Source organism: Streptomyces triticagri, assembly GCF_003429565.1.
Lineage (GTDB): Bacteria > Actinomycetota > Actinomycetes > Streptomycetales > Streptomycetaceae > Streptomyces > Streptomyces triticagri.
This window is the reverse complement of record NZ_QUAK01000123.1, coordinates 68,409-88,463: the sequence shown is the minus strand read 5'-3', so window position 1 is coordinate 88,463 and position 20,055 is coordinate 68,409. Positions and strand designations below refer to the sequence as shown.

The following is a 20,055-nucleotide window of genomic DNA, read 5'->3' as shown; positions in this document are numbered from 1 at the left end:
TAACGTCCCGCACGATGCGGCGGCGTTCGAACAGCAGCCGCACAGCAAAGAGGCGGACGGGATGCCGCACCACAGGCGTCCGTCTACCGCCGTCTCGCGGCTCGTAGGGGATCGATGACTGAGTATGGCCGGGGCAGGAGCCCCGAACCGTGGCACCCCGAAGACCCCTTGTACGGGGACCAGGGGTGGGCAGGCCAGGCCTCGGCAGGCCAGGGCTCGTACGGCGGCCAGCAGCAGCACTATCCGCAGCAGCCGCAGCAGCCGAGCTATGGCGGTCAGCAGGGCTACGGCGGCCAGCAGCCGGGCTATCCGCAGCACGACTACAACGGCGGTTGGGATACCGGACAGAACCCCGCCTACGACCCGTACGGCGGCCATGACACGTACGGCGGACAGCCCGTCGCGTACGGCGGCGAGCGGCCCGACCAGTACGGGACTCCCGACGCCTACCCGCCGCCGCGGCCACCGGGCCGCCGGCGCGAGGTCCAGCAGGAGACCCCCGACTGGGACCCGGGCCCCGACCAGGGCGAGCACGCCTTCTTCGCGAACCGCGACGACGATGACGACTACGACGATTACGACGACGGCGGCCGGTCGGGAGGCGGCGGCCGGGGCGAACGCCGCGGGCGCGGCGGCAAGAAGCGCCGCGGAGGGTGCGCCTGCCTGGTCCTGAGCCTGGTTTTCGCGGGCGGTCTCGGCGCCGCGGGCTATTACGGGATCCAGTTCTACAAGGACCGATTCGGGGCCGCCGAGGACTACGCGGGCGGCGGATCCGGACAGGTCTCGGTGGAGATCCCCAAGGGCGCGACCGGCTACGACATCGGCAACAAGCTGAAGGAGGCCGGCGTCGTCAAGAGCGTCGACGCATTCGTCGCGGCGCAGGGCAAGGACCCCAAGGGCCAGTCCATCCAGGCCGGGGTCTACCTGATGAAGAAGGAGATGTCGGCCGAGTCCGCCGTCGACCTGATGCTCGACCCGAAGAGCCGGAACAACCTGGTGATCAGCGAGGGCATGCGGAACTCCGTGATCTACCGGGAGATCGACAAGCGCCTCGAACAGCCCAAGGGCACCACGGAGAAGTACGCCAAGAAGAACTGGCAGAAGCTCGGACTCCCGGACTGGGCGAAGAACGACCACCCGGACGTCAAGGACCACCTCGAGGGCTTCCTCTATCCGTCGAGCTATCCCGTCGCCAAGGGCATGAAGCCCGAGACCGTCCTCAAGGACATGGTCGAGAACGCGACCGAGCAGTACGACGCGTACGACCTCGAGTCCAAGGCGGAGGCGCTGAATCTCAAGGACCCGCTCGACGTGATCTCGGTCGCCAGCCTCGTGCAGGCCGAGGGCAAGACGCACGCCGACTTCCGCAAGATGTCCGAGGTCGTCTACAACCGCCTCAAGCCCAGCAACACCGAGACCAACCAACTGCTGCAGTTCGACTCGACCTTCAACTACCTGAAGGGCCAGAGCGAGATCAACATCAGCGAGAAGGACATCCTCACCAACAAGGACCCGTACAACACGTACACCCGCAAGGGTCTGCCGCCCGGCCCCATCAGCAATCCGGGCAAGGAAGCCATGGGCGCGGCACTGAAGCCGACCGAGGACGGCTGGATGTACTTCGTGGCGACCGACGGTATGAACAAGACCGAATTCGCCAAGACGCACGCGGAGTTCCTGAAGCTGAAGGAAAAGTTCAATGCGAACACGGGCAGTGACTGAGGCCCGCCACCGCGCCGCGGTGCTCGGTTCGCCGATCGCCCACTCGCTGTCGCCCGTGCTGCACCGGACCGCGTACGAAGCGCTGGGGCTCGACGGCTGGACGTACGACCGCTTCGAGGTCGACGAGGCCGGCTTGCCGGACTTCATCGGCGGCCTGGACGCGCAGTGGGCCGGCCTTTCGCTGACCATGCCGCTGAAGCGGGCCGTGCTGCCGCTGCTCGACGAGGTCAGCGAGACGGCGTCGTCCGTGGACGCGGTGAACACGGTGGTGTTCACCGAGGACGGCCGGCGCCGCGGCGACAACACGGACATCCCCGGCATGGTGGCCGCCCTGCGGGAGCGCGGCGTCGAGCAGGCGGAGTCGGCGGCGATCCTCGGGGCGGGCGCGACCGCGTCCTCCGCCCTGGCGGCACTCGGCAGCGTCTGCACCGGCGAGATCGTGGCGTACGTCCGCAGCGCCGCGCGGGCGACCGAGATGCGTGAGTGGGGCGAGCGGCTCGGCGTCGAGGTGCGCACCGAGGACTGGGCCGGCGCGGCTCGGGCCCTCGAAGCGCCGCTGGTCGTCGCGACGACACCGGCCGGCGCCACGGACGAGCTCGCGAGGGCGGTCCCGGAACGCCCGGGCACCCTCTTCGACGTGCTCTACGACCCGTGGCCGACCGAGCTCGCCGCCCGCTGGTCGATGACCGGGGGCGCGGTGGTGAGCGGGCTCGACCTCCTTGTCCACCAGGCCGTGCTCCAGGTCGAACAGTTCACCGGACGTTCGCCGGCCCCGCTGTCCGCGATGCGGGCGGCCGGAGAGAAGGCCCTGGCCTCCCGGTAGCAGTCGTCGGCGCGTCCACACCCGTGTCCGTTTGCTGGACCGTCGGCGGGGGCCGGTCACCGGTCATGGGAGGATCGGACCCTGGCGGGCCAGGGCCGCGCACCCGGCCACGCTGAAGCTGTGCCGGGCGCGAGGGTTCCCGGGAGACCGGGGACGGGAGAGAGGAACACCGTTGAGCAGGTTGCGTTGGCTGACGGCGGGGGAGTCGCACGGGCCCGCACTGGTGGCGACCCTCGAGGGGCTGCCCGCCGGGGTGCCCGTCACCACGGAGATGGTGGCGGACGCACTGGCCAGGCGGCGGCTCGGGTACGGCCGTGGCGCACGGATGAAGTTCGAGCGCGACGAGGTCACCTTCCTCGGCGGCGTACGGCACGGACTCACCATGGGCTCACCCGTCGCCATCATGGTCGGCAACACCGAGTGGCCCAAGTGGGAGCAGGTCATGGCGGCCGACCCGGTGCCCGAGGAGGAGCTCGCCGAGCTGGCGCGCAACGCCCCGCTCACCCGCCCGCGTCCCGGCCACGCCGACCTCGCCGGCATGCAGAAGTACGGATTCGACGAGGCCCGGCCGATCCTGGAGCGCGCCTCCGCCCGTGAGACCGCGGCACGTGTCGCACTCGGCACCGTCGCCCGCTCGTACCTCAAGGAGACCGCCGGGATCGAGCTGGTCTCGCACGTCGTCGAGCTCGCCGCCGCGAAGGCGCCCTACGGGCTCGTGCCGAAGCCGTCCGACGTCGAGCGCCTGGACGCCGACCCGGTGCGCTGCCTGGACCCCGACGCCTCGGAGCGGATGGTCGCGGAGATCGACCAGGCCCACAAGGACGGCGACACCCTCGGCGGAGTGGTCGAGGTGGTGGCGTACGGCGTACCGGTCGGGCTCGGTTCGCATGTGCACTGGGACCGGCGCCTGGACGCGCGGCTCGCCGCCGCCCTGATGGGCATTCAGGCCATCAAGGGCGTCGAGGTGGGCGACGGCTTCGACCTCGCCCGGGTGCCCGGATCGCAGGCGCACGACGAGATCCTGGCCACCGACGACGGAGTCAGGCGGGCCTCCGGGCGCTCCGGCGGCACCGAGGGCGGCCTCACCACCGGCGAACTGCTCCGTGTGCGCGCCGCGATGAAGCCCATCGCCACCGTCCCGCGTGCCCTCGCCACCATCGACGTGGCCACCGGCGAGGCCGCCAAGGCGCACCACCAGCGCTCCGACGTGTGCGCCGTGCCCGCGGCCGGCATCGTCGCCGAGGCGATGGTCGCGCTGGTCCTCGCGGACGCGGTCGCCGAGAAGTTCGGCGGCGACAGCGTCGCCGAGACCGCGCGCAACGTCCAGTCGTACCTCGACCACCTCGCGATCCGATGAGCGCCGATTCCGGCACCGGTCCCGCGGTCGTGCTCGTCGGCCCGATGGGTGTCGGCAAGTCGACCGTGGGCGAGCTGCTCGCCGATCAGCTCGGCACCGGATTCCGGGACACGGATGCGGACATCGTCGCCGCCGAGGGGCGCGAGATCTCCGACATCTTCATCCAGGACGGCGAGGAGCACTTCCGCGATCTGGAACGGGCCGCCGTACGTGCGGCCCTGACCGAACACCGGGGCGTACTCGCCCTCGGCGGCGGTGCCGTACTCGACGACTCGACCCGCGAACTGCTCGGCGGCCACCCGGTCGTGTTCCTGTCGATGGACGTGGAGGAGGCGGTCAAGCGCACCGGCCTCAACGTCGCCAGACCCCTGCTGGCCGTCAACCCGCGCCGGCAGTGGCGCGAACTGATGGACGCACGCCGCCCGTTGTACGCCGAGGTGGCCCGCGCCGTGGTCACCACCGACGGCCGCGACCCCGAGGACGTCGCCCGAGCCGTCCTCGACGCACTGGAGTTGAAGCAAGCATGACGGAGCAGTCAGCCGCACCGGCCGACGAGCAGACCCCCACCCGTATCCAGGTCGGCGGCACCGCGGGCACCGACCCGTACGAGGTGCTCGTAGGGCGTTCCCTGCTCGGCGAACTCGCCGGTCTGATCGGCGCCGACGCCAAGCGGGTCGCGGTGATCCACCCCGAGGCGCTGGCCGAGACCGGCGAGGCGATCCGCGCCGACCTGGCGGACCAGGGCTACGAGGCCGTCGCCATCCAGGTGCCCAACGCCGAAGAGGCGAAGACCGCCGAGGTCGCCGCGTACTGCTGGAAGGCGCTCGGCACCTCCGGCTTCACCCGCAGCGACGTGGTGGTCGGCGTCGGCGGCGGCGCGACCACCGACCTGGCCGGCTTCGTCGCGGCCACCTGGCTGCGCGGCGTGCGCTGGATCGCCGTACCCACCACCGTGCTCGGCATGGTCGACGCGGCCGTCGGCGGCAAGACCGGCATCAACACGGCCGAGGGAAAGAACCTGGTCGGTGCCTTCCACCCGCCGGCCGGCGTGCTGTGCGACCTCGGGGCGCTCGACTCGCTCGGCGTCCACGACTACGTCAGCGGCCTCGCCGAGGTCATCAAGGCCGGCTTCATCGCCGACCCGGAGATCCTCGCGCTGATCGAGGCCGACCCCGAGGCGGCACGCAGCCCGCAGGGCCCGCACACCGCGGAACTCCTCGAGCGCTCCATCCGGGTCAAGGCGGACGTGGTCTCCAGCGACCTCAAGGAGTCCGGCCTGCGGGAGATCCTGAACTACGGTCACACGCTCGCGCACGCCATCGAGAAGAACGAGCGCTACAAGTGGCGGCACGGCGCGGCCGTCAGCGTCGGCATGGTCTTCGCCGCCGAACTCGGCCGGCTCGCGGGCCGGCTCGACGACGCCACCGCGGACCGGCACCGCAGCGTCCTGGAGTCGGTCGGCCTGCCGCTCACCTACCGCGGCGACCAGTGGCCCAAGCTGCTCGAGACCATGAAGGTCGACAAGAAGTCCCGTGGCGACCTGCTGCGCTTCATCGTCCTGAACGGCCTCGGCCGGCCGACCGTACTGGAGGGCCCCGATCCGGCTGTCCTGCTCGCCGCTTATGGCGAGGTTTCCGCCTGATCGGGCACTAGGCGGCCGCCCCGGCCGTTCACACAACACCGGCCGGGGCAGGTACCGTTCGGTAGGCCCGGGAGTGAGGCCCTGTCTTCGGACCGCCCGGACCAGCGACAGTCGCCGTGACGAGACGGAGTGGCACCGGATGCATCACGCAGTGGGGAATCCGCTGCCGCCGCCCCATCAGCCGGGGCACNCCGGCCGTCGGCTGGTCCCCGGCCGCACATCACCCCGGGCCCGGGGGGCATCCGGGCCCGGGCGGCCCCGCGCCGCAGCCCGGCCCGAATCCGCCGGGTGCGCAGGCCGGCGGCCCGCCACCCGCCGGATTCACCGGCCAGGCTCCGCAGGCCGCCGCACCCATACCCCCGACCCCGGACACCACCGGGCACATCCAACTCCCGCCCGGCGGCCCGGTGGCGGTGCCGAGTCCGCCTCCCGGCGGCGCGGCCCCCGCGGACACCGGGGCCACCACGCTCGCGGTGCTCCTCATCGGCCCGGCCGGCGCCGGCAAGACCTCGGTCGCCAAGCACTGGGCGGAGCGCCGCCGGGTGCCCACGGCCCACATCAGCCTCGACGACGTACGCGAATGGGTCCGCTCCGGATTCGCCGACCCGCAGTCGGGGTGGAACGACCACTCCGAGGCCCAGTACCGTCTGGCCCGCCGCACCTGCGGATTCGCCGCGCGCAACTTCCTGGCCAACGGCATCTCCTGCATCCTCGACGACGCCGTCTTCCCCGACCGCCCGGTCGTCGGACTCGGCGGCTGGAAGCGCCATGTGGGTCCCGGACTGCTGCCCGTCGTACTGCTCCCGGGCCTGGAGATCGTCCTGGAGCGCAACGCCCAGCGCAGTGGGAACCGCCGCCTCGCGGACGAGGAAGTCGCCGCGATCCACGGCCGGATGGCCGGTTGGTACGGCTCCGGCCTCCCGATCATCGACAACTCCACCTTCGACGTGCCCACCACGGCCCGCGTCCTGGACGACGTCCTGGCCCGCTCGATCGCGAGCCCGCCGCAGTGGTAGCCGCCGGGGTCCGTGCCCGGGCGCGAGCACCGCACCCCGGTCGGACGCGCTGACCGGGCCGAGTCGCGCCTGCGCTCATACGCTCGCCTCATGTCTGAGGTGTTCGTGGCCCGCAGGGAACGGCTGAGGGACCGATGCGCGGCGGCCGGCAACGCCGCCGCGGTGGTCTCCCATCCTGCCAACGTCCGCTATCTCGCGGGCGCGTCCCCGCACGGCGGCGTGCTGCTGCTCGGCCCCCGCGAGGACACCCTGCTGTGTGCCGAGGCCCCGACCGGCCAGCCCCCCGAGGGCCGGCTCGACGAGGCCCTGCGTCTTCGGGTGCTCACCGGCGCCGGCGGGGACCCGGCCGTGGCGGCCGCCGGACTCGCGGTGGAACAGGGGGCCGACACGCTCGCCGTGGAGGAGAACCACCTCACCGTGGCCCGCCACCGCGCACTCGGATCCGTCGCCCCTCGGCTCCGCCTCGGCGACGTGGGCGGCGCGGTCGAGCAACTCCGCCTCGTCAAGGACGACGAGGAGCTGTCCTGCCTGCGGATCGCCGCCGAGATCACCGACCAGGCGCTCGGCGAACTCCTGGAGTCGATCCTCGTCGGCCGGACGGAACGCCATCTGGCCCTCGAGCTGGAGCGCCGGCTCGTCGACCACGGCGCGGACGGCGCCGCCTTCCCCACCTCGGTCGGCACCGGCCCCAACTCGGGCCGCGGCGGCCACCGTCCGGGCGACCGCCGGGTCGAGGAGGGCGACTTCCTGTCCGTCGGCCTCGGCGCCACGTATCGCGGATACCGCTGTGAGATCGGCCGGACCTTCGTCATCGGCACCACTCCGGCGGACTGGCAGATCGAGCTGTACGACCTGGTCTTCGCCGCTCAGCGGGCCGGCCGGGAGACGCTCGCACCGGGTGCGGAGTACCGCGAGGTGGACCGTGCGGCCCGCCATGTCCTGGACTCCGCGGGGTACGGGGAGGGGCTCGTGGAGGTCACCGGGCACGGTGTGGGGCTCGAAATCGACGAGGACCCTCAGTTCGCCGCCGCGGCCATGGGTAAACTGGACGCTCGTGTGCCGGTCACCGTCGAACCCGGGGTTCACCTTCCGGGCCGGGGCGGGGTCCGGATCGATGACACTCTCGTCGTTCGTCCCGAGGCGGACGGCGGACCCGAGCTACTCACCATCACGACCAAGGAGCTGCTCGCGCTCTAGGGCGCGCCTGCCTTCGTGGTCCCACCAGCAGTCCAGGAGATTCCGCAACCGTGGCTTCCACGAACGACCTCAAGAACGGCCTGGTGCTCAAGCTCGACGGGGGCCAGCTCTGGTCCGTCGTCGAGTTCCAGCACGTCAAGCCCGGCAAGGGCCCTGCATTCGTGCGCACCAAGCTCAAGAACGTGCTGTCCGGCAAGACCGTCGACAAGACCTTCAACGCCGGCGTCAAGGTCGAGACTGCCACCGTCGACAAGCGCGACATGCAGTTCTCGTACATGGACGGCGACTACTTCGTCTTCATGGACATGCAGACGTACGACCAGCTGCACGTCGACCGCAAGGCCGTGGGCGACGCCGCGAACTTCCTCATCGAGGGCTTCGAGGCGACCGTGGCGCAGCACGAGGGCGAGGTGCTCTTCGTGGAGCTGCCGGCCGCCGTCGAGCTGGTCATCAAGGAGACCGAGCCGGGCGTGCAGGGCGACCGCTCCACCGGCGGCACCAAGCCCGCCATCCTGGAGACCGGTCACCAGATCAACGTGCCGCTGTTCATCACCACCGGTGAGAAGATCAAGGTCGACACCCGCACGAGCGACTACCTCGGCCGGGTGAACAGCTAACCGTGGCTGCCCGTAACACGGCCCGTAAGCGCGCCTTCCAGATCCTCTTCGAGGCGGACCAGCGCGGCACCGACGTCGAGACGGTGCTCGCCGACTGGGTGCGGCACGCCCGCAGCGACACCCGCCAGCCGCCGGTCAGCGCGTACACGATGGACCTCGTCGAGGGGTACACGAAGCACGCCGGGCGGATCGACGAGCTGATCGCGCAGTACGCGGTGGGATGGACGCTCGACCGGATGCCGGTCGTCGACCGCAACATCCTGCGCCTCGGCACCTACGAGCTGGTCTGGGTGGACGAGACCCCGGACGCCGTGGTGCTCGACGAGGCCGTGCAGCTCGCCAAGGAGTTCTCCACGGACGACTCCCCGGCCTTCGTGAACGGCCTGCTCGGCCGTTTCAAGGACCTCAAGCCGGGGCTGCGGCGGGACGAGGCCTGAGCGCATCGCGGGGCCCGATACGACGAGGGGCCCGCGCCACACGGTGAGTGTGGTGCGGGCCCCTCGTCGTGGGCGGGGTACCCGACGGCACGTTTCTGCAGAACGTCCGGGCGGTCGGTCAGGCGTCGTCGTGGCCCACGGCGCGACGGGCGTCGGCGTCGAGCACGCCCCAGCTGATCAGCTGCTCGGTCAGCACCGAGGGGGACTGGTCGTAAATGACGGCCAGCGTGCGCAGGTCGTCCTGGCGGATGGAGAGCACCTTGCCGTTGTAATCGCCGCGCTGGGACTGGATCGTCGCCGCGTACCGCTGCAGCGGGCCCGCCTTCTCCTGCGGGACGTGCGCGAGGCGCTCCAGGTCGAGCACGAGCTTCGGGGGCGGCTCGGCCGCTCCGCCGGGGGTGGTGCCGGGGAGGAGTTCCTGGACCGGGACCCCATAGAAATCGGCCAGTTCGGCAAGGCGCTGCACGGTGACGGCGCGGTCTCCGCGCTCGTACGAACCGACCACTACCGCCTTCCAGCGGCCCTGGGACTTCTCCTCGACGCCGTGGAGGGAAAGGCCCTGCTGGGTGCGGATGGCCCGGAGCTTGGCCCCGAGCTGTTTGGCGTATTCGCTGGACATATAGCTCCCCGGACGCTGTGACACGTGCGGCTTCACCGCTCGCCTTGTAACTGACTGTGAGGTTACGCAGCGTTACTTGGATGCGTCAAGCCGAATGGTCTGTACCGCCCCATTAGAGGGGTGTGACCGGCGGCGTTGCCAATCCTGGTACGGTAGATGGCGCAATCTCGACGTCCTTTAAGGTCCGTCCCGTGAGGCGGAGAAGGAGGTCCGTTTCGTATGGACACCAAGAATTCCGGTGCCGCCCGGCCTGTTCTCGAGGGCCCCGACATCGCGCGGGTACTGACCCGCATCGCCCACGAAATCGTGGAACGCGCCAAGGGCGCCGACGACGTGGTACTGCTCGGCATCCCGACCCGCGGCGTCTTTCTGGCTCAGCGTCTCGCGGCCAAGCTCGACGAGATCACCGGCCGCTCCACTCCGGTCGGCTCGCTCGACATCACCATGTACCGCGACGATCTGCGCATGCATCCGCCGCGCGCCCTCGCACGTACGGACATCCCCGGTGACGGCATCGACGGACGGCTGGTCGTGCTCGTCGACGACGTGCTCTTCTCCGGGCGCACGATTCGCGCGGCGCTCGACGCACTCGGCGACATCGGCCGGCCGCGCGCCGTCCAGCTCGCGGTCCTCGTCGACCGCGGCCACCGCGAACTCCCCATCCGCGCCGACTACGTCGGCAAGAATCTCCCCACGTCGCTGCGGGAGACGGTCAAGGTCCAGCTCGCCGAGGAGGACGGTCGCGACACCGTGCTGCTCGGGGACAAGCCGACCGTCCCGGCCGGCGAGCAGTAGCGCCTCGGCCCGGGGCGTGTCCTTCGGATCACGCCCTTCCCACTCCGTCCGAGTGCGAGCGCTGCGCGCCCGTATGCCCGAAATCATCAGATTCCGCATGGAGCTCTCCCGATGCTGAGTTCTCCTGGGGGACACCCCCAGACCACCGGCCACCTGATCTCGGCCGCCGACCTCTCCCGCGACGACGCCGTCCTCATCCTCGACACCGCCGAGGAGATGGCCCGGGTCGCCGACCGGCCCATCAAGAAGCTGCCCACCCTGCGCGGACGCACCGTCGTCAACCTCTTCTTCGAGGACTCCACCCGTACCCGGATCTCCTTCGAGGCCGCCGAGAAGCGGCTGTCGGCCGACGTCATCAACTTCACCGCGAAGGGCTCGTCCGTCTCCAAGGGCGAATCCCTCAAGGACACCGCGCAGACGCTCGAGGCGATGGGGGTCGACGCCGTCGTCATCCGGCACAGCGCCTCCGGTGCGCCCTTCCGGCTCGCCACCTCCGGCTGGATCGACGCCGCCGTGATCAACGCGGGCGACGGCACCCACCAGCACCCCACCCAGGCCCTCCTCGACGCGTTCACCATGCGCCGGCGCCTGCTCGGCCGTGACGCCGGGCTCGGGCGGGACCTGGCCGGGCGCCGGATCACCCTGGTCGGCGACGTCCTGCACAGCCGGGTCGCCCGGTCCAATGTCGACCTGCTGCACACCCTCGGCGCCGACGTCACCCTCGTCGCGCCGCCCACCCTGCTGCCCGTCGGCGTCGAGACCTGGCCCTGCGAGGTCTCGTACGACCTCGACCGCGTGCTGTCCAAGTCGGACGCCGTGATGATGCTCCGTGTCCAGCGGGAGCGGATGAACGCCGCCTTCTTCCCGACCGAGCGCGAGTACTCGCGGCGCTACGGACTCGACGGCGACCGGATGGCGAAGATGCCCGGGCACGCCCTGGTGATGCACCCGGGCCCGATGGTCCGCGGCATGGAGATCACCGCCGACGTCGCCGACTCCGAGCGCTGCACCGCCGTCGAGCAGGTGGCCAACGGCGTCTCCATCCGGATGGCCGTCCTCTACCTGCTGCTCGGCGGCAACGAGCCCGCCGTCACCCACACCCGCCCCACGGCCGCAGAGACCGGCCGCGCCGGCACCGCGTACGCCGAAGACTCCGAGGAGAAGTGACGACCATGAGCAAGATCCTGATCCGTGGCGCGAAGGTGCTCGGCGGCGAGGCGCAGGACGTACTGATCGACGGCGAGACCATCGCGGCCGTCGGCACCGGGCTCGACGCCTCGGGCGCGCAGGTCGTGGAGGCGGACGGCAAAGTCCTGCTGCCCGGCCTGGTCGACCTGCACACGCATCTGCGCGAGCCCGGCCGCGAGGACTCCGAGACCGTCCTGACCGGCACCAAGGCTGCCGCGCGCGGGGGTTGGACCGCCGTGCACGCGATGGCCAACACCTTCCCGGTCGCCGACACCGCCGGAGTCGTCGAGCAGGTCTGGCGGCTCGGCAAGGAGTCCGGCTACTGCGACGTACAGCCGATCGGTGCCGTCACCGTCGGGCTCGAGGGCAAGCAGCTCGCCGAGCTCGGCGCGATGCACGACTCCGCGGCCGGCGTGCGCGTCTTCTCCGACGACGGCAAGTGCGTGGACGACGCCGTGATCATGCGGCGGGCGCTCGAGTACGTGAAGGCCTTCGACGGAGTCGTCGCCCAGCACGCCCAGGAGCCGCGGCTCACCGAGGGCGCCCAGATGAACGAGGGTCTGGTCTCCGCAGAGCTGGGCCTCGGCGGCTGGCCCGCCGTCGCGGAGGAGTCGATCATCGCCCGCGATGTGCTGCTCGCCGCGCACGTCGACTCCCGTGTGCACATCTGCCACCTCTCCACGGCCGGTTCGGTCGAGATCGTGCGCTGGGCCAAGTCCAAGGGCTGGAACGTCACCGCCGAGGTCACCCCGCACCACCTGCTCCTCACCGACGAACTGGTCCGCAGCTACAACCCCGTCTACAAGGTCAACCCGCCGCTGCGCACCGAGGCCGATGTGCTCGCTCTGCGCGAGGCGCTCGCCGACGGCACCATCGACATCGTGGCCACCGACCACGCGCCGCACCCGCGCGAGGACAAGGACTGCGAGTGGGCCGCCGCCGCGATGGGCATGGTCGGCCTGGAGACCGCGCTGTCCGTCGTCCAGGCGACGATGGTCGAGACCGGGCTCCTCGACTGGGCCGGCGTCGCCGACCGGATGTCCCTCGCCCCGGCCCGTATCGGCCGTCTCGCCGGACACGGCCGCCCCGTCTCGGCAGGCGAGCCCGCGAACCTCACCCTGGTCGATCCGGCATACCGTGGAGCGGTGGACCCCGCGGGCTTCGCGTCCCGCAGCCGCAACACCCCCTACGAGGGCCGCGAGCTGCCGGGCCGTGTCACCCACACCTTCCTGCGGGGCCGGGCCACCCTCATGGACGGGAATCTCGCGTGACAACTGATCGACTCACCCAGGTGATGCTCGCGGCCGAGAAGAAGTCGGCCGAGGTCACCGACTGGTCCGCGCGGATCGGCTGGCTGATCGGCCTCGCCCTGTTCGTGGCCCTCGTCTACTGGCTGATGCGGCAGGGCTGGAAGTGGCGCGGCACCCTGCAGGGCGACCTGCCCGAGCTGCCGGCCACGCCCGAGGACACCGGCCCCGCGACCCTGACCATGAGCGGCCGCTACCACGGTTCGACGACCGCGGGGCAGTGGCTCGACCGGATCGTCGCGCACGGCCTGGGTACCCGCAGCCGGGCCGAACTCACCCTCAGCGACGCCGGAATCGACGTCGTACGCCCCGGGGCCGAGGACTTCTTCATCCCGCGGGAAGCCCTGCGCGAGGCGCGCCTCGACAAGGGGATCGCGGGCAAGGTGCTCACTGAGGGCGGCCTCCTGATCGTCACCTGGGCGCACGGCGACCGTCTGATCGACTCCGGTTTCCGCTCCGACCACGCCGCCGAGCAGGCTGCGTGGGTCACCGCGATCAACGCCCTGACCTCTCAGCAGCCTCAGCAAACCGAGAACCACACCGACACGACGGAAGGCGCCGCACGATGACGACCTCCACCAGGGGAACCGCCCGCCAGGCGGCTCCCGCCGTACTCGTCCTCGAGGACGGCCGGATCTTCCGCGGCCGCGCCTACGGTGCGGTGGGGGAGACCTTCGGCGAAGCCGTGTTCTCCACCGGTATGACCGGTTACCAGGAGACGCTCACCGATCCCTCGTACCACCGCCAGGTCGTCGTGATGACCGCCCCGCACGTGGGCAACACCGGTGTCAACGACGAGGACCCCGAGTCCGCCCGCATCTGGGTGTCCGGTTACGTGGTGCGCGACCCCGCGCGCGTGCCGTCCAACTGGCGCTCGCAGCGCTCCCTCGACGAGGAACTCAGGCGCCAGAGCGTCGTCGGCATCAGCGGCATCGACACCCGCGCCCTGACCCGGCACCTGCGCGAGCGCGGCGCCATGCGGGTCGGCATCTTCTCCGGCGACGCCCTCGCGGACGAAAGCACCCTCCACGCGCGCGTGCAGGACGTCCCGCAGATGAAGGGCGCGGACCTGTCCGCCGAGGTCGCCACCAAGGAGACGTACGTCGTCCCCGCGATCGGCACCAAGAAGTTCACCGTCGCCGCGGTGGACCTCGGAATCAAGGGCATGACCCCGCAGCGGATGGCCGAGCGCGGCATCGAGGTGCACGTACTGCCCGCCACCGCGACGCTCGACGACATCTACGCGGTCCAGCCGGACGGGGTGTTCTTCTCCAACGGCCCCGGCGACCCGGCCACCGCCGAGCACCCGGTCTCCGTGATGCGCGGCGTCCTCGACCGCGGCACCCCGCTGTTCGGCATCTGCTTCGGCAACCAGATCCTGGGCCGCGCGCTCGGCTTCGGCACCTTCAAGCTGAAGTACGGCCACCGCGGCATCAACCAGCCGGTGCAGGACCGCACCACCGGCAAGGTCGAAGTCACCGCGCACAACCACGGATTCGCCGTGGACGCGCCCCTCGACAAGGTCTCCGACACCCCCTACGGACGCGCCGAGGTCTCCCACGTCTGCCTCAACGACGACGTGGTCGAGGGCCTGAGGCTGCTCGACAAGCCCGCATTCAGCGTCCAGTACCACCCGGAGGCGGCGGCAGGACCGCACGACGCCGCCTACCTGTTCGACCGCTTCGTAGAGCTCATGGCAGAAAAGGGAGCCCAGCGTGCCTAAGCGCACCGATATCCAGTCCGTCCTGGTCATCGGCTCCGGCCCGATCGTCATCGGCCAGGCAGCGGAGTTCGACTACTCCGGCACCCAGGCCTGCCGCGTCCTCAAGGCCGAGGGCATGCGCGTCATCCTGGTCAACTCCAACCCCGCGACGATCATGACCGACCCGGAGATCGCCGACGCCACGTACGTCGAGCCGATCACCCCGGAGTTCGTCGAGAAGATCATCGCCAAGGAGCGCCCGGACGTCCTGCTGCCCACCCTGGGCGGCCAGACCGCGCTCAACACCGCGATCTCGCTGCACGACGCCGGCACCCTCGAGAAGTACGACGTCGAGCTGATCGGCGCCAACGTCGAGGCGATCAACAAGGGCGAGGACCGCGACCTCTTCAAGGAGGTCGTCGAGGCCGTCAACGCCAAGATCGGGCACGGCGAGTCGGCCCGCTCGGTCATCTGCCACTCGATGGACGAGGTGCTCGCCGGCGTCGACACCCTCGGCGGCTACCCCGTCGTCGTGCGCCCCTCCTTCACCATGGGCGGCGCCGGCTCCGGATTCGCGCACGACGAGGAGGAGCTGCGCCGCATCGCCGGACAGGGCCTCACGCTCTCGCCGACCACCGAGGTGCTCCTGGAGGAGTCCATCCTCGGCTGGAAGGAGTACGAACTGGAGCTGATGCGCGACAAGAACGACAACGTCGTGGTCGTCTGCTCCATCGAGAACTTCGACCCGATGGGCGTGCACACCGGCGACTCGATCACCGTGGCGCCCGCGATGACGCTCACCGACCGCGAGTACCAGCGCCTGCGGGACGTCGGCATCGCGATCATCCGCGAGGTCGGCGTCGACACCGGCGGCTGCAACATCCAGTTCGCGATCAACCCGAAGGACGGCCGGGTCATCGTGATCGAGATGAACCCGCGCGTCTCGCGGTCCTCCGCGCTCGCCTCCAAGGCCACCGGCTTCCCGATCGCCAAGATCGCCGCCAAGCTGGCCGTCGGCTACACGCTCGACGAGATCCCGAACGACATCACCGAGCAGACCCCCGCGTCCTTCGAGCCCACGCTCGACTACGTGGTGGTCAAGGCCCCGCGCTTCGCCTTCGAGAAGTTCCCGTCGGCCGACTCCACGCTCACCACCACCATGAAGTCCGTCGGCGAGGCCATGGCCATCGGCCGGAACTTCACCGAGGCCTTCCAGAAGGCGCTGCGCTCGCTGGAGAAGAAGGGCTCGCAGTTCACCTTCGTCGGCGAGACCGGCGACAAGGGCGAGTTGCTTCGCGAGGCGGTACGGCCCACCGACGGCCGGATCAACCTGGTCATGGAGGCCATCCGGGCCGGCGCCACCCAGGAGGAGGTCTTCGACGCGACGAAGATCGACCCCTGGTTCGTCGACCAGCTCTTCCTGATCAAGGAGGTCGCGGACGAGCTCGCGGCCGCCGAGCGTCTGGACGCCGAGCTGCTCGCCGAGGCCAAGCGGCACGGCTTCTCCGACCACCAGATCGCCGAGATCCGCGACCTGCGCGAGGACGTCGTCCGCGAGGTCCGGCATGCGCTCGGCGTGCGCCCGGTGTACAAGACGGTCGACACCTGCGCCGCCGAATTCGCCGCGAAGACCCCGTACTTCTACTCCTCCTACGACGAGGAGAGCGAGGTCGCGACCCGCGAGAAGCCCGCGGTGATCATCCTCGGCTCGGGCCCGAACCGCATCGGCCAGGGCATCGAGTTCGACTACTCCTGTGTGCACGCCTCCTTCGCCCTGAGCGACGCCGGCTACGAGACCGTCATGGTCAACTGCAACCCGGAGACCGTCTCCACGGACTACGACACCTCCGACCGGCTCTACTTCGAGCCGCTCACCCTGGAGGACGTCCTGGAGATCGTGCACGCCGAACAGCAGGCGGGCCCGCTCGCGGGCGTCATCGTCCAGCTCGGCGGCCAGACCCCGCTCGGTCTCTCGCAGGCCCTCAAGGACAACGGCGTCCCGGTCGTGGGTACGTCGCCCGAGGCGATCCACGCCGCCGAGGACCGCGGCGCCTTCGGCAAGGTCCTCGCCGAGGCCGGGCTGCCCGCGCCGAAGCACGGCACCGCCACCACCTTCACCGAGGCCAAGACGATCGCCGACGAGATCGGCTACCCCGTCCTCGTACGCCCGAGCTACGTGCTCGGCGGCCGCGGCATGGAGATCGTCTACGACGAGGCCCGGCTCTCCGCGTACATCGAGGAGTCCACCGAGATCAGCCCCTCGCGGCCGGTGCTCGTGGACCGCTTCCTCGACGACGCCATCGAGATCGACGTGGACGCGCTCTACGACGGCCACGAGCTCTACCTCGGCGGCGTCATGGAGCACATCGAGGAGGCCGGCATCCACTCCGGCGACTCGGCGTGCGCGCTGCCCCCGATCACCCTCGGCGGGCACGACATCAAGCGGCTTCGCGCCTCCACCGAGGGCATCGCCAAGGGCGTCGGCGTCCGCGGCCTCATCAACATCCAGTTCGCGCTCTCCGGCGACATCCTCTACGTACTGGAGGCCAACCCGCGGGCCTCGCGCACCGTGCCCTTCACCTCCAAGGCGACCGCCGTACCGCTGGCCAAGGCTGCCGCCCGCATCTCGCTCGGCGCGACCGTCGCCGAACTCCGCGCCGAGGGCCTGCTCCCGGCGACCGGGGACGGCGGCACCCTGCCGATGGACGCGCCGATCTCCGTCAAGGAGGCCGTCATGCCGTGGTCGCGCTTCCGCGACATCCACGGCCGCGGCGTCGACACCGTGCTCGGCCCGGAGATGCGCTCCACCGGCGAGGTCATGGGCATCGACTCGGTCTTCGGCACCGCCTACGCCAAGTCGCAGGCCGGGGCGTACGGCCCGCTGCCCACCGGGGGCCGCGCCTTCATCTCGGTCGCCAACCGGGACAAGCGCTCGATGATCTTCCCTGCGCGTGAACTCGTCGCGCACGGCTTCGAGTTGCTCGCCACCTCCGGCACCGCCGAGGTCCTCAAGCGCAACGGCATCAACGCCACGATCGTGCGCAAGCAGTCCGAGGGCGAGGGCCCGAACGGCGAGAAGACCATCGTCCAGCTGATCCACGAGGGCGACGTCGACCTCATCGTCAACACGCCGTACGGCACCGGCGGCCGCCTCGACGGCTACGACATCCGGACCGCCGCCGTCGCCCGGTCCGTGCCCTGCCTCACCACGGTCCAGGCACTCGCCGCCGCCGTCCAGGGCATCGACGCGCTCAACCACGGTGACGTGGGCGTGCGTTCACTCCAGGAACACGCACAGCACCTGACCGCGGCCCGCGACTAGCGACCGACGAGGGGGACACCGGAAACGGTGTCCCCCTCTTCATGAGGTTCCTCAAGGACAGCCACCATGTACCAGTTCTTCTTCACCACCGTCTTCAAGCGGATGGACCCCGAGAAGGCCCACCACCTCGCCTTCGCCTGGATCCGGTTCGCGGCCCGTGTCCCCGTGCTGCGCACCTTCGTCGCCGCGTTCCTCGCGCCGCGCTTCAAGGAGCTGCGCACCGAGGCGCTCGGCCTGCGGATGCACGGCCCCTTCGGGCTCGCCGCCGGCTTCGACAAGAACGCCGTCGCCATCGACGGCATGACCATGCTCGGCTTCGACCACGTCGAGATCGGCACCGTCACCGGCGAGGCACAGCCGGGCAACCCGCCGCGGCGCCTGTTCCGCCTGATCCCCGACCGCGCCCTGATCAACCGGATGGGCTTCAACAACGAGGGCTCCGCGGCCGTCGCCGATCGCCTGCGCACCCGCAGGCCCGTCTTCAAGGCGGCCGTCGGCGTCAACATCGGCAAGACCAAGAGCGTCCCGGAGGCCGAGGCCGCCGCCGACTACGTCAAGTCCGCCGAGCGCCTCGCCCCGTACGCCGACTACCTCGTCGTCAACGTCTCCTCGCCCAACACCCCCGGCCTGCGCAACCTCCAGGCCACCGAGTCCCTCCGCCCGCTGCTCACCGCCGTACGCGAGGCAGCAGACCGCACCGTGACCGACCGCCGTGTGCCGCTCCTGGTCAAGATCGCCCCCGATCTGGCCGACGCGGACATCGACGCGGTGGCCGACCTCGCCGTCGAACTCGGCCTCGACGGAATCATCGCCACCAACACCACGATCTCCCGCGAGGGCCTGCGTTCCGAGCCGTCCCTGACCGAGGAGACCGGCGGAATGTCCGGCGCCCCACTCAAGGAACGCTCCCTCGAAGTACTCAGGCGTCTGTACGCGCGCGTGGGCGACGATCTGACCCTGATCGGTGTCGGCGGGATCGAGAACGCCGAGGACGCCTGGCAGCGCATCCTGGCCGGCGCCACCCTGGTCCAGGGCTACAGCGCCTTCATCTACGAGGGCCCCTGCTGGATGCGCGCGATGCACAAGGGCCTCGCCGCCCGGCTGCGCACCAGCCCGTACGCCACGCTCGCCGACGCGGTCGGCGCCGACACCCGAAAGGCCGCCGTATGACCTCGTCCGCCATCACCGCACCCGAACCGTTCGGTGCCCGCCTCCGCCACGCCATGGACACCCGGGGCCCGCTGTGCGTGGGCATCGACCCGCACGCCTCGCTGCTCCAGGCCTGGGGCCTGAGCGACGACATCGCAGGTCTGGAGCGCTTCACCCGCACCTGCGTGGAGGCCCTCGCCGACCGGGTCGCCGTGCTCAAGCCGCAGTCCGCGTTCTTCGAGCGCTTCGGCTCGCGCGGCATCGCCGTCCTGGAGAAGGCCGTCGAGGAGGCGCGGGCCGCCGGAGCACTCGTCCTGATGGACGCCAAGCGCGGCGACATCGGCTCGACGATGGGGGCGTACGCGGCGGCCTTCCTGGACAAGGACTCGCCGCTGTTCTCGGACGCGCTCACCGTCTCCCCGTACCTGGGCTTCGAGTCCCTGCGGCCGGCGCTCGACGCGGCGGCCGTCTCCGGCGCGGGTGTCTTCGTCCTGGCGCTCACCTCCAATCCGGAGGGAGCCGAGGTGCAGCGCGCCACCGCCGCGGGCGGCGGATCGCTGGCTCAGGTCATGCTCGACCACATGGCAGCCGAGAACGCGGGGGCCGCACCGCTCGGCTCGGTGGGTGCCGTCGTCGGCGCGACCCTCGGCGACGCGCGCGCCGATCTCGCCATCAACGGCCCGCTGCTCGCTCCCGGGATCGGTGCCCAGGGCGCGACGCCGGCCGATCTGCCCGGCGTCTTCGGCGACTCGGTACGGAACGTGGTGCCGGCCGTCAGCCGCGGCGTGCTGACGGCGGGCCCGGACACCGGCGCGCTCCGGGACGCGGCCGCGCGCTTCGCCGACGAGGTGCGTACGGCCGTCGCGAACTGACCCGCGGCCCGCGGCGAGCGGCGATTCACGGGCCGCGATACGGAGGACCGCCCTCGGAGCCGGATGCGTTCGAAACAGGCACCGGGAAGGCGGTCTTTCGCGTTCTGCGGTGATGAGGTACAGCGTGCATGGGCCACGGGACCCGCTCTCCGGGCCGAAAACTCGTGCGTTTTGCCGGTTATGTACAGTTCGGCGCAGGCTGACCAGGACTTTTCCGCTGTTCTCGCTGACTGGAGAGGTCTTGGCCGCTAGTCTCCGTCGGGTGGGGGCACCGCCCACGCCCTTCATCC

The 20,055-nt window shown here is 70.8% G+C and carries 18 protein-coding genes; 17 read left to right on the top strand and 1 reads right to left on the bottom strand.

The window, feature by feature from the left end:
- The first annotated feature begins 114 nt into the window (after positions 1–114).
- The 9 genes from mltG to nusB all read left to right on the top strand — a co-directional run bounded on the left by mltG (position 115) and on the right by nusB (position 8,811).
- The gene (gene mltG / locus DY218_RS23765) at positions 115–1,722 is read left to right on the top strand and encodes an endolytic transglycosylase MltG (protein ID WP_128558174.1); all 1,608 of its coding nucleotides are present in this window, start codon (positions 115–117) and stop codon (positions 1,720–1,722) included.
- Positions 1,700–2,545, top strand: coding sequence for a shikimate dehydrogenase (locus DY218_RS23760; RefSeq protein WP_128558173.1), 846 nt, complete (start codon positions 1,700–1,702; stop codon positions 2,543–2,545). Before mltG ends, DY218_RS23760 begins: the two co-directional genes overlap by 23 nt.
- 172 nt (positions 2,546–2,717) lie before the next feature.
- Positions 2,718–3,902, top strand: coding sequence for a chorismate synthase (gene aroC, locus DY218_RS23755; RefSeq protein ID WP_128558172.1), 1,185 nt, complete (start codon positions 2,718–2,720; stop codon positions 3,900–3,902).
- Positions 3,899–4,429: a shikimate kinase gene (locus DY218_RS23750; RefSeq protein WP_128558171.1), complete on the top strand. Its 531-nt coding sequence runs from the start codon at positions 3,899–3,901 to the stop codon at positions 4,427–4,429. The genes aroC and DY218_RS23750 overlap by 4 nt, the downstream gene beginning before the upstream one ends.
- Positions 4,426–5,544: a 3-dehydroquinate synthase gene (gene aroB / locus DY218_RS23745; RefSeq protein WP_128558170.1), complete on the top strand. Its 1,119-nt coding sequence runs from the start codon at positions 4,426–4,428 to the stop codon at positions 5,542–5,544. Before DY218_RS23750 ends, aroB begins: the two co-directional genes overlap by 4 nt.
- A 191-nt stretch (positions 5,545–5,735) precedes the next feature.
- A partial coding sequence (locus DY218_RS23740) for a Pro-rich N-terminal domain-containing protein (RefSeq protein ID WP_233521860.1) occupies positions 5,736–6,560 on the top strand: 825 nt, incomplete at its 5' end.
- A 90-nt stretch (positions 6,561–6,650) separates the two neighbouring features.
- A complete protein-coding gene (locus tag DY218_RS23735) occupies positions 6,651–7,757 on the top strand; it encodes an aminopeptidase P family protein (RefSeq protein ID WP_128558169.1) in 1,107 nt (368 codons plus the stop codon).
- Between the two features lie 50 nt (positions 7,758–7,807).
- A complete protein-coding gene (efp, locus tag DY218_RS23730) occupies positions 7,808–8,374 on the top strand; it encodes an elongation factor P (protein WP_128558168.1) in 567 nt (188 codons plus the stop codon).
- A 2-nt stretch (positions 8,375–8,376) separates the two neighbouring features.
- Positions 8,377–8,811, top strand: coding sequence for a transcription antitermination factor NusB (nusB, locus tag DY218_RS23725; protein WP_128558167.1), 435 nt, complete (start codon positions 8,377–8,379; stop codon positions 8,809–8,811).
- Positions 8,812–8,929: 118 nt separating this feature from the next.
- Here nusB and bldD read toward each other — a convergent pair whose 3' ends face one another.
- Positions 8,930–9,430, bottom strand: a complete 501-nt coding sequence (bldD, locus tag DY218_RS23720) for a transcriptional regulator BldD (protein ID WP_128558166.1) — start codon at positions 9,428–9,430, stop codon at positions 8,930–8,932.
- Positions 9,431–9,649: 219 nt separating this feature from the next.
- Here bldD and pyrR point away from each other — a divergent pair, with 219 nt between their 5' ends.
- The 8 genes from pyrR to pyrF all read left to right on the top strand — a co-directional run bounded on the left by pyrR (position 9,650) and on the right by pyrF (position 19,765).
- Positions 9,650–10,225, top strand: a complete 576-nt coding sequence (gene pyrR, locus DY218_RS23715) for a bifunctional pyr operon transcriptional regulator/uracil phosphoribosyltransferase PyrR (protein WP_128558165.1) — start codon at positions 9,650–9,652, stop codon at positions 10,223–10,225.
- Between the two features lie 111 nt (positions 10,226–10,336).
- Entirely contained in the window at positions 10,337–11,392 is a 1,056-nt protein-coding gene (locus DY218_RS23710; protein ID WP_128558164.1) for an aspartate carbamoyltransferase catalytic subunit, read from the top strand.
- A 5-nt stretch (positions 11,393–11,397) separates the two neighbouring features.
- Positions 11,398–12,684: a dihydroorotase gene (locus DY218_RS23705; protein ID WP_128558163.1), complete on the top strand. Its 1,287-nt coding sequence runs from the start codon at positions 11,398–11,400 to the stop codon at positions 12,682–12,684.
- A gap of 23 nt (positions 12,685–12,707) precedes the next feature.
- Positions 12,708–13,289, top strand: coding sequence for a PH-like domain-containing protein (locus DY218_RS23700; protein WP_128558188.1), 582 nt, complete (start codon positions 12,708–12,710; stop codon positions 13,287–13,289).
- Positions 13,286–14,443, top strand: a complete 1,158-nt coding sequence (gene carA / locus DY218_RS23695) for a glutamine-hydrolyzing carbamoyl-phosphate synthase small subunit (RefSeq protein WP_128558162.1) — start codon at positions 13,286–13,288, stop codon at positions 14,441–14,443. The genes DY218_RS23700 and carA overlap by 4 nt, the downstream gene beginning before the upstream one ends.
- The gene (gene carB / locus DY218_RS23690; protein ID WP_128558161.1) at positions 14,436–17,744 is read left to right on the top strand and encodes a carbamoyl-phosphate synthase large subunit; all 3,309 of its coding nucleotides are present in this window, start codon (positions 14,436–14,438) and stop codon (positions 17,742–17,744) included. The genes carA and carB overlap by 8 nt, the downstream gene beginning before the upstream one ends.
- A gap of 66 nt (positions 17,745–17,810) precedes the next feature.
- Positions 17,811–18,914, top strand: coding sequence for a quinone-dependent dihydroorotate dehydrogenase (locus DY218_RS23685; protein ID WP_128558160.1), 1,104 nt, complete (start codon positions 17,811–17,813; stop codon positions 18,912–18,914).
- Positions 18,911–19,765 (top strand): orotidine-5'-phosphate decarboxylase, encoded by an 855-nt coding sequence (gene pyrF, locus DY218_RS23680; protein ID WP_128558159.1) that lies wholly within the window; start codon positions 18,911–18,913, stop codon positions 19,763–19,765. Before DY218_RS23685 ends, pyrF begins: the two co-directional genes overlap by 4 nt.
- Positions 19,766–20,055: the final 290 nt, after the last annotated feature.